Raw genomic sequence first — 14,894 nt, 5'->3', positions numbered from 1 at the left:
AGGGCGATCATTCACTGGTAAGGGCCTTGACCGGGTCAAGTCGAGCGGCTTTGCGGGCCGGCATGAAACCGAAGATAACGCCGGTGACCAGGGCGCAGAAGAAGGCCCCCACGGCGGCCGGAATCGAGAACGCGACGGCCACGTTGCTGAGGATGAGTACGCCACCCACCAGCAGGGCCAGGCCGATGCCGGTGACGCCGCCGACCACAGAGAGCATCACCGCTTCAGTGAGGAACTGGCGCAGGATGTCCCGCTGCCGCGCCCCGGTGGCCATGCGAATGCCGATTTCCCGGGTGCGTTCACGTACGGTCATCAGCATGATATTCATCACCCCGATACCTCCCACCAGCAGCGAAATCGCGGCAATCGAGCCGAGCATCAGTGACAAGGTGTTCTGGGTGCGTGCCTCGGCCTGGATCATCGCGGCATTGTTGGTCAGTTCAAAGTCGTGCTTGCCGTTGTGCAGGCGCAGCAACAACTGATTGATAGCCTGTTCGGCGTCGTGCACGTTGCGCGCGTCGGCGGCGGCAATCACTACGTATTCGGGGTTATAGCTGCCGAACAGACGCACGCTGGCGGCAGAGTAGGGGATGGCGATACGGTCGTCGCTGTCTTTGTCGCCGGAGCTGGCGCCTTTTTCGGCGAGCACACCGACCACCTGGAATGGAACGTTTTCGATCAGGATGTATTGCCCGATCGGGTCGGTCACATCCTTGAACAGCTTGTCGCGTACCCGTTTGCCGATCACTGCCACCGTGGCTCCGGCGCGCTCGTCGGCCTCGGTGAAGTAACTCCCCTCGACCACTGGCCAGTTGAAAATGGCCGGGAAATTGGTGTCATTGCCCCCGACATACGCCATATGGTCGACGTTGCCAAAGCGAACGCCGGCCTCTGCGCCGTTCACCGGCATGATGCGCTTGACCTGAGGCAGGGCCGCCAGGGCGGCCACGTCGTTGAGGGTGATCACGCCGGGTGGTGTGCGCGGGTTGGGCGCCGACCCGCTGACGTAGAGGATATTGGAGCCGAAAGCGCCCATCTGCGCCATCACCTGGCGCTTGCTGCCTTCGCCCACCGCCAGCATCACCACCACCGACGCCACGCCGATGATGATCCCCAGCAGCGTCAGCGCCGTGCGAAAACGGTTGATCCACATCACCCGCCACGCGGCTTGCACGGCATCCAGCAGCTCGGCTTTCCAGGCGCCGTTGTGCTCGGCGCCATCGGCCAGGCGCTGGCGCAGGTCCACGGCTTGCAACGCGCCGGAGATGGCCACGGGGGGCGTCTCGCTGGTCTCGGCAGAGTCGCTGATGATCAGCCCGTCGCGGATCTCGATGATGCGATTGGCCCGCGCCGCGACTTCGCGGTCGTGGGTGATCAGGATGACCACGTGGCCCTGGCTGGCCAGTTCGTCCAGCAGGGTCATGACCTCGGCGCCGCTGTGGCTGTCGAGGGCGCCGGTGGGTTCGTCGGCGAGGATGATATGCCCGCCGTTCATCAACGCCCGGGCAATCGACACCCGCTGTTGCTGGCCGCCGGAAAGCTGGTGCGGGCGGTTGCCGGTGCGCTCGGCCAGGCCCAGGCGCGTGAGCAGGGCCTTGGCGCGGGCATGGCGTTCGGCGGCGCTGATGCCGGCATAGATCGCCGGCATCTCGACGTTTTCCTGGGCCGAGCCGGATGGGATCAAGTGATAGCCCTGGAACACGAAACCGAAGGCCTCGCGGCGCAGCCAGGCGAGTTCGTCGCTGTCGAGCCGGGCGACGTTCTCTCCGGCGAACAGGTAGTCGCCCTCGGTGGGGCGGTCGAGGCAGCCGAGGATATTCATCAGCGTGGATTTGCCGGAGCCGGAGGCGCCGACAATCGCCACGAATTCCCCGGCATGGATCGCCAGGTCGATGCCGCGCAGCACATCAACCTGCGGCGTATCGCCGCCGCCGTAGGACTTGCGGATGCCCTTGAGTTCGATCAGTGGGGTCGACATTCAACCTCCGCTGCCATCGGCCGGGCCGATCAGCAGGTGATCGCCTTCGTTCAGGCCTTCCAGCACCTGGACTCGCAGGCGGTCGCTGAGGCCCAGGCGGATTTCGCGTTGCTCGATGCTGCCGTTTTTCGCCACCACGCGGGCGATCTGTTTGTCGCCGCCGAGGCTGCCTTGCAGGGCGGCGACCGGCGCGGTCAGGGTGTCCCTGGCCTGGCCGGCGACGAAGAATACCTGGGCGGTCATTTCCGCCATCAAGGCGTTATCGGTGTTGTCGACGTCCAGCAGCACCGTGTAAAGCACCACTCGCCCGGTGCCGCTTTTGCTGGCGCTGCTCGGGCTGCCACCGCCCTGGCTGGTTTCGTTGAGCGGCTTGGGCGGGATCGGCAAAATCTGCCGCACGGTGCTGGTCCAGCGTCGGCTGCCGCCGCTCAGGGTGGTGAAGTAGGCCGTCATGCCGGGTTTGACATGGCCGATGTCGGCTTCCGAGACTTCGGCCCATACGGTCATCGGCGAAAGCTTGGCGATCCGCAGGATCAGCGGGGTTTGCTGCTGGGCGTTGAGGGTCTGGCCTTCCCGGGCGTCCACCGCGACCACGGTGCCGCTCATTGGCGCATAAATGCGCGTGTAGCCCAACTCTGCCTCGTCACTGCGCAGGCTGGCCCTGGCCTGGCGAATCTGCGCCAGGAACATCTCGACCCGCGCCTGGGTGGCGCTCAGTTCGGCCCTGGCAGTTTGCACGTCTTCTTCCCGGGTGGCGTTACCGGCTTCCAGGCGTTGCTGGCGCTGGTACTTCTGGCGGGCCAGTTCGTGCTGGGCCCGTTGCTCCTGCAACTGGGCCTGCAGGTTCTCGATAGCGTAGCGGCTAGCATCGAGCTTGGCTTTTTGCGTGGAGGGGTCGATCTCTACCAGCAATTGGCCTTCCTTGACCTGGGCACCGGCCTCGACGTGAATCTTCTGAATCTGTCCGGACGCCTGGGCGCCCACGTCGACGTAGCGCCGGGGTTGCAGGGTACCCAGGGCCGTGACGCTGCTTTCGATATCGCCCCGCGTCACAGTGACGGTCGCCAGCTTGTCCCGGCCCGGCGGCAGGACCTGCCAGGCTGCTAAAGCGATGATGGGGATGAGGCACGCGACCACAAGCAGGGCGCGTCGGGCAGGTCGAGGACGTTTCATGCACAGTTCCAGCCAGGAAAGATCGGCCCGCAGGAGCGGGAAGCTGACAGGTAGACGAGGAAATTGCCCGGGGATTTAGGCCGTTACATATGCCGTTACAGGTGTGTCAGGCAAAATAATTGGCCGGCGACGCAAGTCTTGTTTAAAACTAGATGAGAATTACTATAAATTACACGTACCTCAAACTGCCATCATCGGGCTGCGTCACCGAATCGGCCGTTATCTTCGTATTCAAAGGACCTAATGCCGCCTCCAGGCGGTCGGGAGTCATGTTGGAAAACTACTATCGCGAGCTGGTGTGTTTCCTCAACGCCAAGCTGGGCAACCGTCAGGTGGCCGAAGATGTGGTGCATGACGCTTATGTGCGGGTGCTGGGGCGTGCCAGTGAGGTCCCGATCGAGCAGCCCCGGGCGTTTCTCTATCGCACGGCGCTGAACCTGGTGATCGACGGTCATCGGCGCAACGCCCTGCGCCAGGATGAACCCCTGGAAGTACTCGACAGCGAGGAGCGTTTTTCGCTGTCTTCGCCCCATCACTGCCTGGACCACGGCCAGCGCCTGGAAATGCTTGAGCGCGCGTTGGCCGAGCTGCCGGCGCTCTGCCGTGACAGTTTCCTGTTGCGCAAGCTCGACGGCCTGTCCCACCTGCAAATCGCCGAGCGCCTGGGTATTTCCCGCGCGCTGGTGGAAAAACACATCGTCAATGCCATGAAGCATTGCCGGGCGCGCATGCGTGAGTGGGATGCGCACTGATTCCAGCGTTAGCTAAATTTTATTTCATTGTCCTCGTCTCCTATCAACACACGACCTGTTGCTGTGCCTTCAGGTCTCTGAGGCTTTCCCGCCCCACTGCCACGGGGCTTATCCAGAGGACACTGGAATGACACAGGCAATTGCATCGCCCGCCGTTCACGACCTGATCGGTATCGGGTTCGGCCCTTCGAACCTGGCGCTGGCCATCGCCCTGCAGGAACGCGAGAAAGCCCAGGGCAAACTGGACGTGCTGTTCCTCGACAAACAGGCCGACTACCGCTGGCACGGCAACACCCTGGTCACCCAGAGTGAATTGCAGATTTCCTTCCTCAAGGACCTGGTGACCCTGCGCAATCCCACCAGCCCTTATTCCTTCGTCAATTACCTGAAGGCCCACGGGCGCCTGGTGGATTTCATCAACCTGGGTACCTTCTATCCGTGCCGCATGGAGTACAACGACTACCTGCGCTGGGTCTCCGGGCAGTTCCAGGCGCAAAGCCGCTACGGCGAGGAAGTGCTGGCCATCGAGCCGATCCTGCATCAGCAGCAGGTAGAGGCGCTGCGGGTGATTTCCCGGGACGCCCAGGGTGAACAGCACGTGCGCACCACCCGCTCGGTGGTGGTCAGCGCCGGTGGTACGCCGCGTATTCCGGCGTCGTTCAAGGCGCTCAAGGATGACGGTCGGGTGTTCCATCACTCCCAGTACCTGGAACGCATGGCCCAGCAACCGTGTGTCGACGGCAAGCCGATGCGCATCGCGATCATCGGTGGTGGCCAGAGCGCAGCCGAGGCGTTTATCGACCTCAACGACAGCTTCCCGTCGGTGCAGGTCGACATGATCCTGCGCGGCTCGGCCCTCAAGCCTGCGGATGACAGCCCGTTCGTCAACGAAGTGTTCTCGCCGGAGTTCACCGACCTGGTGTTCCAGCAGAACGGCAGCGAACGCGAGCGCCTGGTCAACGAGTACCACAACACCAACTATTCGGTGGTGGACCTGGACCTGATCGAGCGCATCTACGGGATCTTCTACCGCCAGAAAGTTTCCGGCATTGCCCGTCACGCGTTCCGTACCCTGACCACCGTGGAAAAAGCCACGGCCGGGCCGCTGGGTGTGGAGTTGGCGCTGCGCAACAACGCCACCGGCGAAACCAGCCTCAACCATTACGATGCCGTCGTACTGGCCACCGGTTACGAGCGCCAGATGCATCGTCAGTTGCTCGCACCGTTGGCCGACTATATGGGCGACTTTGAAGTCAGCCGCGACTACCGCATCGTCACCGACGAGCGCTGCAAGGCCGGCATCTACATGCAGGGCTTCAGCCAGGCCAGCCATGGCCTGAGCGATACCTTGCTGTCGATCCTGCCGATCCGTGCCGACGAGATTGCTGCGTCGCTGTACGAACACGACCGCAGCCGCGGCAAGAGCCGTTCGGTGCAGGACGTGTTGCTGGCCACCGCCAGCTGACAGGCTGCACTTGAACCGCGGGGGCGGCTGCTGATACTGTACAAAAAACCAGTATCGGTAGAAGCCCCATGCAGTTGATCGAAAAACTCAGCATCCTCGCCGACGCCGCCAAGTACGACGCGTCCTGCGCCAGCAGCGGCGCGCCCCAGCGCAGCTCGGAAGGCAAGGCGGGGCTGGGCTCCACCGATGGCATGGGCATCTGCCACAGCTACACGCCCGACGGTCGCTGCGTGTCGTTGCTCAAGGTGCTGCTGACCAACTTCTGCCTCTACGATTGCCAATACTGCGTCAACCGCCGCTCCAGCGACGTGCCCCGTGCACGCTTCAGCCCGGAGGAGGTGGTGACCCTGACCCTCGACTTTTACCGGCGCAACTGCGTCAGCGGGCTGTTTCTCAGCTCCGGCATCATCCGTTCGGCCGACTACACCATGGAGCAGCTGGTGCGGGTCGCCAAACTCCTGCGCGAAGAGCATGACTTTCGCGGCTACATCCACCTCAAGACCATTCCCGAAGCCGACCCGGCACTGATTGCCGAGGCGGGGCGGTATGCCGATCGCCTCAGCGTGAATATCGAGTTGCCAACGGACAAGAGCCTGCAAACCCTGGCGCCCGAGAAGCAGATCGTCTCGATCAAGCAGGCCATGCAAACCATCTATACCGGTGAGCAGACGGTGCTCAACGAACCCCGCGCGCCGCGTTTCGCGCCGGCCGGGCAGAGCACGCAGATGATCGTCGGCGCCGATGACACCGACGACAGCACCATCCTCCACAGCGCCGAGGCGTTGTACGGCAATTTCAAACTGCGCCGGGTGTATTACTCGGCGTTCAGCCCGATCCCCAACAGCCCGAAAAGCGTGCCCCTGGCCGCGCCGCCGCTGATGCGCGAGCACCGCTTGTACCAGGCGGATTTCCTGTTGCGCAGCTACGGGTTCAGCGCCAATGAACTGTTTGAAGGGCCGGGCGACCTGGCCCTGGATATCGACCCCAAGCTGGCCTGGGCGCTGGAGCACCGCGAGGTGTTCCCGCTGGACTTGAACCGGGCCGAGCCGACGCTTATTGCGCGCATTCCCGGAATTGGCCTGCGCACCACCCAGCGGCTGGTGGACCTGCGTCGCCAGCGCAAGATCCGCTTCGAAGACCTGGCGCGCATGCGGTGTGTGCTGACCAAGGCCAAGCCGTTTTTCATCACCAGCGACTACCACCCGCAGCAAGCGGAAAGCACCAGCGTGCTGCTGCGCGAACAACTGCGCGACCGCCCGCAGCCGCAGCAAATGGGGCTGTGGGGATGATCAGCCTGGAATGCGACAACCTGTTCAGCACCTGGCGCGAGCAAGCGCGCTGGTTGCTCAGCCATCAGATCGACCCCAGCCACGTGAGTTGGGGCGTGGCCGAGGTGGCGGACCTGTTTGCCACCGACGAGCAGTACCCGGCCGAGTGCGGGCCGTTCCAGGCGCGGATTCCCAAGGCGCTGCTGGAGCTGCTGGAGTCTGCCGCGTGTTATCACGGTGAACAGCGCTGGAGCCTGCTGTATGAGGTGCTGTGGCGCGTCAGCCATGGGGACCGCACGGCGATGATGTCGGGGGACAAGCTGGGCAGCGAATTGCAGCGGCGGATCAAGCAGGTGCAGCGCGAGGCCCATCACCTGCATGCGTTTGTGCGGTTTATCGCATTGCCGGCAGAGGCGGGGCCGCAGTTGCCGGAGTACGTGGCGTGGCATGAGCCGGCCCACGATATCTTGAAGGTGGCCAGCCAGCATTTTGTCGGGCGCATGGGGCGTCATCGCTGGATGATCGCCACGCCCCTGGATGGGGTTTATTACGACGGGGAGCATTTGATTCACCAGCGGCAATGCCCGGTGGAATGGCAGGCGTTGGCGCAGAATGTCGAGGATCCCCACAGTGCGATGTGGTTGACGTACTACAGCCATATCTTTAACCCGGCGCGGTTGAATCCGAAGGTGATGGAAGGGCATTTGCCGAGCCGGTTCTGGAAGAATCTGCCGGAGGGCAAGTTGATTCCGGGGTTGATCAGCGAGGCGCGTACGGGCAAGCAGCGGGATGGGCAGGCGAAGATGATTGGGGCGCGTCCAGGCAAGCGAATTTCAAGCGGGCACGGTTAAATGTGGGAGCGGGCTTGCTCGCGAATGCGGTGTGTCAGCAGCACATCCAGCGATTGATACACCGCATTCGCGAGCAAGCCCGCTCCCACATTTGATCTCTATTGCCTGTAGGGGCGGATTCAGGCCAGTTCGGTGGCGGTGTTTTTTACGACCGCCAGCTCGGGATGCGCCACCAATTTATCGATGTGCAATTCATCATTGTTCAGCCAGGTTTCCGTCAGCACGCGGTAGTGCTCCATGTCCCGGCAGCGCATGCGCAGGCTGTAGTCGAACGGCCCGCTGATCAACTGGCACTCGAACACTTGCGGGCAGGCTTTGACACATGCCTCGAACGCCTTCTGCGCCGAGCGCCCGCTCTGGTTGGAGAGGGCCACCAGCACCAGCAGTGACAGCCCCGGCGAGACCATCTGCACGTCGATGATCGCCCCATAACCCCGGATGACCCCGCGTCGTTCCAGCTTGCGTACCCGTTCCAGGCACGGCCTGGGCGTCAGGTGCACCAGCGACGAGAGTTTTTCGTAGGTGATGCGTCCCTGGTGCCGTAACACGTCGATGATGGCTTCATCGATGCGGTCCAGCACAGGTGAGGCGTTCGGTCCGGTGGCCTTGGTATCCATGGTGTGTGGTGTTCACTTCAATCGGTTGGAAAGAAATTGCTGCAAGCGTTCGCTGTTCGGCTGGTCGAGGATATCCGCTGCGCCTTGTTCCTCGACGCGGCCCTGATGCAGGAACAGCACTTGGCTGGACACCTGGCGGGCAAAGCCCATTTCGTGGGTGACCATGAGCATGGTACGACCTTCCTCCGCCAACGTCTGTATGACTTTGAGCACTTCTCCTACAAGTTCAGGGTCGAGGGCCGAAGTGGGTTCGTCGAACAGAATGATCTCCGGTTCCATCGCCAGGGCCCGGGCGATGGCCACGCGCTGTTGCTGGCCGCCGGAGAGGAATGCCGGGTATTGGTCCGCCACCCGGCCCGGCAGGCCGACCTTGTCGAGGTACAGGCGTGCGCGTTTTTCCGCCTCGGCGGCGCTCACCCCCAGCACCCGGCGCGGCGCCATGGTGATGTTTTCCAGCACGGTCATGTGGCTCCACAGGTTGAAGTGCTGGAACACCATGGCCAGGCGGGTGCGCAGGTTCTGCAATTGCGCCTGGTGCGGCGCGCGCGTGCCGGCGCGGCCTTGCTGCATTTCGATGCTGATGCCATCGAGGGTGATAACCCCGGCGTCCGGCTGTTCGAGGAAGTTGATGCAGCGCAGCATCGTGCTCTTGCCGGAGCCGCTGGCGCCGATCAGGCTGATCACGTCGCCGTTGCGCGCGTTCAGTGAAACGCCCTTGAGCACCTCATGCTCGCCATAGCGTTTGTGCAGGCCTTCGACCTGGAGTTTGACGTTGGCGTTTTCGGCCACGGCGACCGGCTGGGTAGCGGGGCGTACATCGGTGGGATAAGCGGCCAGGGCCTGCGCGGACTGATTCATGGGTTAGCCTCGGGTAGGAACAAGAAAACGCATCCAGCGACGTTCGGCCAGTCGAAACAGGCCCACCAGTGCAAAGGACAGCAGCATGTACAACAGGGCAGCGATGCCGAAGGCCTGGAACGTCAGGAACGTCTCGGCGTTGGCGTCGCGGGCCACCTTGAGGATGTCGGCAATGGTGGCGGTAAACGCCAGGGACGTGGCGTGCAGCATCAGGATCATTTCATTGCTGTAGGCCGGCAGTGCGCGACGCAGTGCGGCGGGCACTACCACAAACAGGTTCAGGCGCCAGCCATGCAGGCCGTAGGCCTTGGCGGCTTCGATCTCGCCGTGGGGGATGTTGCGAATCGCCCCGGCAAAGATTTCCACGGTGTAGGCGCACGTGTTCAATACAAACGCCAGCAGCGTGCAGTTCAGTGCATTGCGAAAAAACTGGTTGAGCAGGGCGTTGTCCTGCACCACGTCCAGGCCGTAGAGGCCGGTGTAGCAAATCAGCAACTGGATATACAGCGGCGTGCCGCGAAACAGGTAGGTGTAGACCTCCACTGGCCAGCGAATCCAGAAGTGTTCCGAGACCCGCGCGATCGCCAGCGGGATCGACAGAAAGAAGCCCAGCACCACCGAGATAATGAAGAGCCACAGGGTCATCGCCACCCCGGAAAAGCCGTTACCGTCGGTGAACAGGTAGGCCAGGCCGTATTGCTGGATCAGTTCGATCATCGCACCATCCCCTTGATGCCCACGTTGTAGCGCCGTTCCAGGCGTTTGAAGATGCGGTTGGAGAGGGTGGTGATCACCAGGTACACCAGGCCCGCGAGGATCAGGAAATACAGCGGGTCATTGGTGGTCTTGCCGGCGTTTTGTGCGGCCTTGACCAGGTCTGACAGGCCGATGATCGACACCAGCGCGGTGGACTTGAGCAGCACCAGCCAGTTGTTGCCCAGGCCCGGCAGGGCAAAGCGCATCAGTTGCGGGAACAGCACCAGGCGAAAGCGCTGCCAGCGGCTCAGGCCGTAGGCGGTGGCGGCTTCGAGTTGGCCGGCGGGCACGCTGAGAATCGCCCCGCGAAAGTTTTCGGTGAAATACGCACCGTAGATAAAACCGAGGGTGATGACACCGGCGGTGAACGGGTCGATTTCGAAGTAGGCCCAGCCGAGCATTTCACTCAGGTCGTTCAGCCACAGTTGCAGGCTGTAGAAAATCAGCAGGATCAGCACCAGGTCCGGCACGCTGCGAATCAGCGTGGTGTAGAGCGTGGCCGGAACCCGCAGCAGCTTGACGCTGGAGAGCTTGGCGGCGGCGGCGAGCAGTCCCAGGGACAGGCTCAGCAGCAGCGCCAGGAACGCCAGCTTGACCGTCATCCAGGCACCCTGGGCCAGCAGCGGGCCGAAGCCTTGCAAGTTGAGGAGTTCATTCATGGGAAGTATCTCGATGGGGCGCAGAGTTTTACGGTGGGAGCGAGCTTGTGTGGGAGCGGGCTTGCTCGCGAAGACAGAGTTTCAGTCAATACATGTGTGACTGACCCACCGCTTTCGCGAGCAAGCCCGCTCCCACACAAGCTCGCTCCCACATGAGGCGTCACTCGTTGTAGATATCCTGATCGCCGAAGTATTTCTTCTGGATCTGCGTGTAGGTGCCATCGGCCTGGACGGCGGCGATGCCTTTGTTGATCAGCTCCACCAGGTCCTTGTCGTTCTTGCGCAGGCCCATGGCGATGTCGAGCGGCAGGGTCGGGTCCTTGAAGGCCGGGCCGGTCTTGAAGTCGGCGCCTTCAGGTTTGGACAGGAAGTTGAGCTGGGCTTCAAGCTTGTCGGTCAGGGTGGCGTCGAGACGACCGTTTTGCAGGTCGGCGTAGTTCTGTTCCTGGGACTGGTACGCCTTGATCTGCGCGCCAAGTTTTGCCAGGTGCGCACGGGCGTAGGCTTCCTGCAGCGAGCCTTGCAGCACGCCGACCTGTTTGCCTTTCAGGGATTCGGGGGTGTCGCCGAAGTCGGCGCTTTTGCGGGTGATCACCGAGGTCGGGCTGAGGAACAGCCGGTCGCTGAAGTCGATGACTTTCTGGCGGGCCGGGGTCACGGCCATGGAGGACATGATGGCGTCGAACTTGCGGGCGCGCAGGGCCGGGATCATGCCGTCGAATTCGTTGTGGACCCACACGCATTTGACTTCCAGCTTGGCGCAGATGGCGTTGCCCAGGTCGATGTCGAAACCTTGCAGGCTGCCGTCGGCGGCGACGGATTCAAACGGTGGGTATTCGGGGAAAACCCCAAAGCGGATTTCTTTCCATTCCTGAGCCTGGGCAGCGGTTGCGGCCAATGGCAGGAGCAGCGCAGCGAAAAGTGATCGGAGCGGAGTCATGTGTATTCCCTATATTTTGTAATTGATGTCAGGGCAGTAGAAAACGGGACGCTAAGGTGAAGAGGCTTTTTGTGGCGAGGGAGCTTGCTCCCGCTGGGCTGCGCAGCGGCCCCAAAATCCCGGGAGCGCTACGCACTCCAGCGGGAGCAAGCTCCCTCGCCACATTGGGCTGTTTGTTGTCAGAGAGAATGCTTCAAGATGGTGCGTTTTTTGTGTCGTTTACCCCTGCCGCGGCGGGCGGAATGTGCTGTTAAAACGCGGGTCACAGCGGAAACGGCTGCGGCACCCGCTGAATCGGCTTGTTGACCGGGTTTTTCCGGCCTGCCTTTCACGCAAAGCGGCAGGCCAGAGCGGTCTCAGGCGCGCTTTTTCTGCTGTGCCACCGGTGCTTGGGCCAGGCGGGCAAACAGGTCCTTGGGGTCGGCAAGGTCCGGCACCAGTTCCAGTTCGCTGCCCACGTCCAGCGCCTTGGCCACGTCCAGTACGTAACGCAGGGCGGAGTAGTCTTCGATGGCAAAACCTACCGAGTCGAACAGGGTGACCTGGCGCGCGTTTTCGCGGCCTGGCGCCTGGCCGTTGATCACTTGCCACAGCTCGGTGACCGGCGAATCTTCCGGCATGTGCTGGATTTCGCCTTCGATGCGGCTTTGTGGCTCGTACTCGACAATCACGCGGGCCCGTTCGACGATTCGTCGGTCCAGTTCGGTCTTGCCGGGGCAGTCGCCACCGACGGCATTCAGGTGCATGCCCGGTTCGATCATCTCGTCCGTGAGGATGGTGGCGTAGGCCTTGTCGGCGGTGACGGTGGTGACGATGTCGGCGCCTTTCACGGCTTCGGCAACGCTGCCTGCCAGGATCACCTTGATCGCCGGGAAGGCTTTGAGGTTGGCGGCCAGTTTGGCGGTGGCCTTGGCGTCGATGTCGAACAGGCGGATTTCAGTGATGCCCAGCATCGCGTGGAAGGCCAGGGCCTGGAACTCACTCTGGGAGCCGTTGCCGATCAGCGCCATGCTGCGGCTGTTGTCCCGGGCCAGGTAGCGCGCCACCAGGGCCGAGGTGGCGGCCGTGCGGATCGCGGTGGTCAGGGTCATTTCCGCCAGCAGCACCGGTTTGCCGGTGTCCACATCACCCAGGGCGCCGAAGGCCATGACGGTGAGCATGCCGCTCTGGGTGTTTTTCGGGTGGCCGTTCACGTATTTGAAGGCGTACAGCGACGCGTCGGACACCGGCATCAGCTCGATCACGCCCTCGGGCGAGTGGTTGGCCAGGCGCGCGCATTTTTCAAAGTCCTGCCAGCGCAGGTAGTCGGCGCGGATGTACTCGGCCATCTCGGTAATGCAGGTTTGCAGGCCTTTTTGCGAAACCAGGTAGCTCAAGTCGTTGACGTCGATATAGCGGGTCATGGGAAGACTCCTTATTGAAATGAGGGGCGGGCGGGCAGATGTACTTCCGCCAACATGCAGCGGGCACTGCCGCCGCCGATGCGTTCGATGTTGTCGATGTTCACCACCACCGGCCGGGTGTGACGCTCCACATGCTGACGCTGGGCGGGCTTGAGCGAGCCCCAGGCGCTGGCCGACATCACCAGCAGCGGCTGGCCGTCGCGGTCGTGGACTTCGAGCATGTTGCCGGCGAAGGCTTCCAACTGGTCGAAGTCCAGGGCGACGATGTCTTTGCCGGTGTCGCGCAGGGAGCGTTCAAGGGCCTGGCGCTCGCGGTCATCGGGCAAGGCTTGCAGGCACACCACGGAGAGGTCGCGGCCGACACTCATCATTACGTTGCTGTGGTAGATCGGCGCGTGGTGACGGTCGACGGCGTGGAATACGCAGACCTGGTAGTCCAGGCGTTCGGCGAACTGGCGCAGGGCATCCTGATGGGTCCGTCCGGAATGGCAGGCGTAGCTGATGCGGTGCTGGCGGTCGAGGACCATGCTGCCGGTGCCTTCGAGGAACATGTTCTGTTGTTCGAGGTGGCTGAAGTCGATGGTGTTGTGGATCGCGAAGCGTTGCTCCAGCACTTGCAGCACGCCTTTGTCGCGTTCCAGTCGTCGGTTCCGGCCTTCCATCGGGTACAGCACCAGGCTGCCATCGGCGTGGCTGCTCCACCAGTTGTTGGGGAAGATCGAATCCGGGGTATGGGGCGCGGGGGTGTCTTGTACCACCAGCACTTCCACGCCGTGGTGGCGCAGGGTGTCGACGTAGCCGTCGAACTCTTCCAGCGCTTTCTGCTGTGCCACCAACGGGTCGAGGGGCGCACGCTGGAAGCGGTTGTTGATCGCGGTGTCCGGGTTGAAGGCGAAGTGCGCCGGGCGGATCATCAGGACAGTGTTGGTGGTTTGCATGGGGGCACGGGTCCATGGGTTGGGCAGTGAGGCTATTTTGTGCGGTGTGAAGGAAGAATCCCGGCTGAAGTGAGGGGGTGGCTCAGCCGGGAAAGCTGAAAAGTGGGGTGGGGCAGCCGAATCGGCTGTGGAGGTGAGTGGAGATCAAAATGTGGGAGCGGGCTTGCTCGCGAAAGCGGTGGGTCAGTTAATAAATTCGGTGGCTGATACACCGCCTTCGCGAGCAAGCCCGCTCCCACATTGGTATTGTGTTGCCTGAGGTTTTTTGTCTGGATGGAGAAACCATGCCCACTGAAGTTCGTCTCGCCCAAACTACCGATGCCGAGGGCATCAGCCAGGTCATCCTGGCGGCCCTGCATGACAGCAACGCCCGGGATTATCCGGCGGATGTGATTGCGCGGGTGGCGAGCAACTTTACTCCCGAGGCTGTCGTGGCGTTGCTCGCGCGTCGAACGGTGCTGGTGGCCATTCAGGATGAGGTGATCGTTGCCACGGCGGCACTTGACGCCAATGTGGTGCGCTCGGTCTTCGTCAATCCGGCGCTGCAAGGGCAGGGCATCGGGCGCTTGCTGATGATTGAAATCGAGCTGCGCGCCCGGGAAGCCGGGGTGACCTTGTTGCATGTGCCGTCTTCGCTGACGGCCGAGCCGTTCTACACCAAGCTGGGTTTCCACACGGTGCGCGATGTCTACCATGGCAATGAACGCACGCTGGTGATGGAGAAGGCGTTGTCATCCCGCCATCCCATCGGCGTCTATCGCGATCGGGCCCATCGGGCGCAGGTGGTGGCGTTGTGGCAGGCGGCGTTTGGTTATGACGCGGCGCATAACCTGCCGAGCCTGGCGATCGACAAGAAGCTGGCGGTCAACGATGGGTTGTTCTTCGTGGCCACCGACAAGAAGGTGGTGATCGGTACCATCCTCGCCGGCTACGACGGGCATCGTGGCTGGTTGTATTCAGTGGCGGTGCACAACGACTATCGCCGCCAGGGCCTGGGCGCCTCGTTGGTGCGGCATGCGGAGCAGGCGTTGACGGCGCTGGGTTGCATGAAGATCAACCTGCAGATCACCAGTGGCAATGACGCGGTGATGGGGTTTTATGAGGCGCTGGGTTATGGCGCGGAGCCGCGGATCAGCATGGGCAAGAAGATCCTGGAAAACATCCCGATGGATAAGGCCTGAACGTCGGTTTTCCAAACACTGAAATCAAAATGTGGGAGCGGGCTTGCTCGCGAAT

General features: G+C 62.5%; 14 protein-coding genes. 5 read left to right on the top strand and 9 right to left on the bottom strand.

Annotated elements, in window-relative coordinates:
- Positions 1 to 7 precede the first annotated feature (7 nt).
- Both HX839_RS15070 and HX839_RS15065 read right to left on the bottom strand, forming a co-directional pair.
- Positions 8 to 1,978 (bottom strand): MacB family efflux pump subunit, encoded by a 1,971-nt coding sequence (locus HX839_RS15070; RefSeq protein WP_177041538.1) that lies wholly within the window; start codon positions 1,976 to 1,978, stop codon positions 8 to 10.
- The gene (locus HX839_RS15065) at positions 1,979 to 3,151 is read right to left on the bottom strand and encodes an efflux RND transporter periplasmic adaptor subunit (RefSeq protein ID WP_177009566.1); all 1,173 of its coding nucleotides are present in this window, start codon (positions 3,149 to 3,151) and stop codon (positions 1,979 to 1,981) included.
- Between the two features lie 221 nt (positions 3,152 to 3,372).
- Between HX839_RS15065 and HX839_RS15060 the strand changes: the two genes are divergently transcribed.
- The 4 genes from HX839_RS15060 (at position 3,373) to HX839_RS15045 (ending at position 7,487) form a co-directional block, all read left to right on the top strand.
- Entirely contained in the window at positions 3,373 to 3,903 is a 531-nt protein-coding gene (locus HX839_RS15060; RefSeq protein WP_371315631.1) for a sigma-70 family RNA polymerase sigma factor, read from the top strand.
- A gap of 127 nt (positions 3,904 to 4,030) precedes the next feature.
- Complete coding sequence (locus HX839_RS15055; RefSeq protein WP_003208565.1) at positions 4,031 to 5,368, top strand: lysine N(6)-hydroxylase/L-ornithine N(5)-oxygenase family protein; 1,338 nt, start codon at positions 4,031 to 4,033, stop codon at positions 5,366 to 5,368.
- Between the two features lie 68 nt (positions 5,369 to 5,436).
- Positions 5,437 to 6,657: a putative DNA modification/repair radical SAM protein gene (locus tag HX839_RS15050; RefSeq protein ID WP_177021070.1), complete on the top strand. Its 1,221-nt coding sequence runs from the start codon at positions 5,437 to 5,439 to the stop codon at positions 6,655 to 6,657.
- The gene (locus HX839_RS15045; RefSeq protein WP_177067256.1) at positions 6,654 to 7,487 is read left to right on the top strand and encodes a TIGR03915 family putative DNA repair protein; all 834 of its coding nucleotides are present in this window, start codon (positions 6,654 to 6,656) and stop codon (positions 7,485 to 7,487) included. Before HX839_RS15050 ends, HX839_RS15045 begins: the two co-directional genes overlap by 4 nt.
- A 119-nt stretch (positions 7,488 to 7,606) precedes the next feature.
- On the opposite strand, the gene HX839_RS15040 is transcribed toward HX839_RS15045, so the two are convergent.
- The 7 genes from HX839_RS15040 to ctlX form a co-directional block, all read right to left on the bottom strand.
- Entirely contained in the window at positions 7,607 to 8,104 is a 498-nt protein-coding gene (locus HX839_RS15040) for an Lrp/AsnC family transcriptional regulator (protein ID WP_003208571.1), read from the bottom strand.
- Between the two features lie 12 nt (positions 8,105 to 8,116).
- Positions 8,117 to 8,962, bottom strand: coding sequence for an ABC transporter ATP-binding protein (locus tag HX839_RS15035; protein ID WP_256344069.1), 846 nt, complete (start codon positions 8,960 to 8,962; stop codon positions 8,117 to 8,119).
- Positions 8,963 to 8,965: 3 nt separating this feature from the next.
- The gene (locus tag HX839_RS15030) at positions 8,966 to 9,679 is read right to left on the bottom strand and encodes an ABC transporter permease (protein WP_008434490.1); all 714 of its coding nucleotides are present in this window, start codon (positions 9,677 to 9,679) and stop codon (positions 8,966 to 8,968) included.
- Positions 9,676 to 10,377, bottom strand: a complete 702-nt coding sequence (locus HX839_RS15025; protein WP_008434488.1) for an ABC transporter permease — start codon at positions 10,375 to 10,377, stop codon at positions 9,676 to 9,678. The genes HX839_RS15030 and HX839_RS15025 overlap by 4 nt, the downstream gene beginning before the upstream one ends.
- Before the next feature lie 160 nt (positions 10,378 to 10,537).
- Positions 10,538 to 11,317 carry an ABC transporter substrate-binding protein gene (locus HX839_RS15020; protein ID WP_003212870.1) on the bottom strand — a complete coding sequence of 260 codons (780 nt, stop codon included), beginning with the start codon at positions 11,315 to 11,317 and terminating at the stop codon, positions 10,538 to 10,540.
- Positions 11,318 to 11,673: 356 nt separating this feature from the next.
- A complete protein-coding gene (locus HX839_RS15015) occupies positions 11,674 to 12,720 on the bottom strand; it encodes an ornithine cyclodeaminase (protein ID WP_003212869.1) in 1,047 nt (348 codons plus the stop codon).
- An 11-nt stretch (positions 12,721 to 12,731) separates the two neighbouring features.
- Complete coding sequence (ctlX, locus tag HX839_RS15010) at positions 12,732 to 13,658, bottom strand: citrulline utilization hydrolase CtlX (RefSeq protein WP_177067255.1); 927 nt, start codon at positions 13,656 to 13,658, stop codon at positions 12,732 to 12,734.
- A gap of 284 nt (positions 13,659 to 13,942) precedes the next feature.
- Between ctlX and HX839_RS15005 the strand changes: the two genes are divergently transcribed.
- Positions 13,943 to 14,839 carry a GNAT family acetyltransferase gene (locus HX839_RS15005; RefSeq protein ID WP_177067254.1) on the top strand — a complete coding sequence of 299 codons (897 nt, stop codon included), beginning with the start codon at positions 13,943 to 13,945 and terminating at the stop codon, positions 14,837 to 14,839.
- Positions 14,840 to 14,894: the final 55 nt, after the last annotated feature.

This window comes from Pseudomonas sp. I8001 (genome assembly GCF_013385345.1).
Taxonomy (GTDB): Bacteria; Pseudomonadota; Gammaproteobacteria; order Pseudomonadales; family Pseudomonadaceae; genus Aquipseudomonas.
The sequence above is the reverse complement of the archived record's forward strand: the minus strand, read 5'-3'. Positions and strand labels throughout refer to the sequence as shown.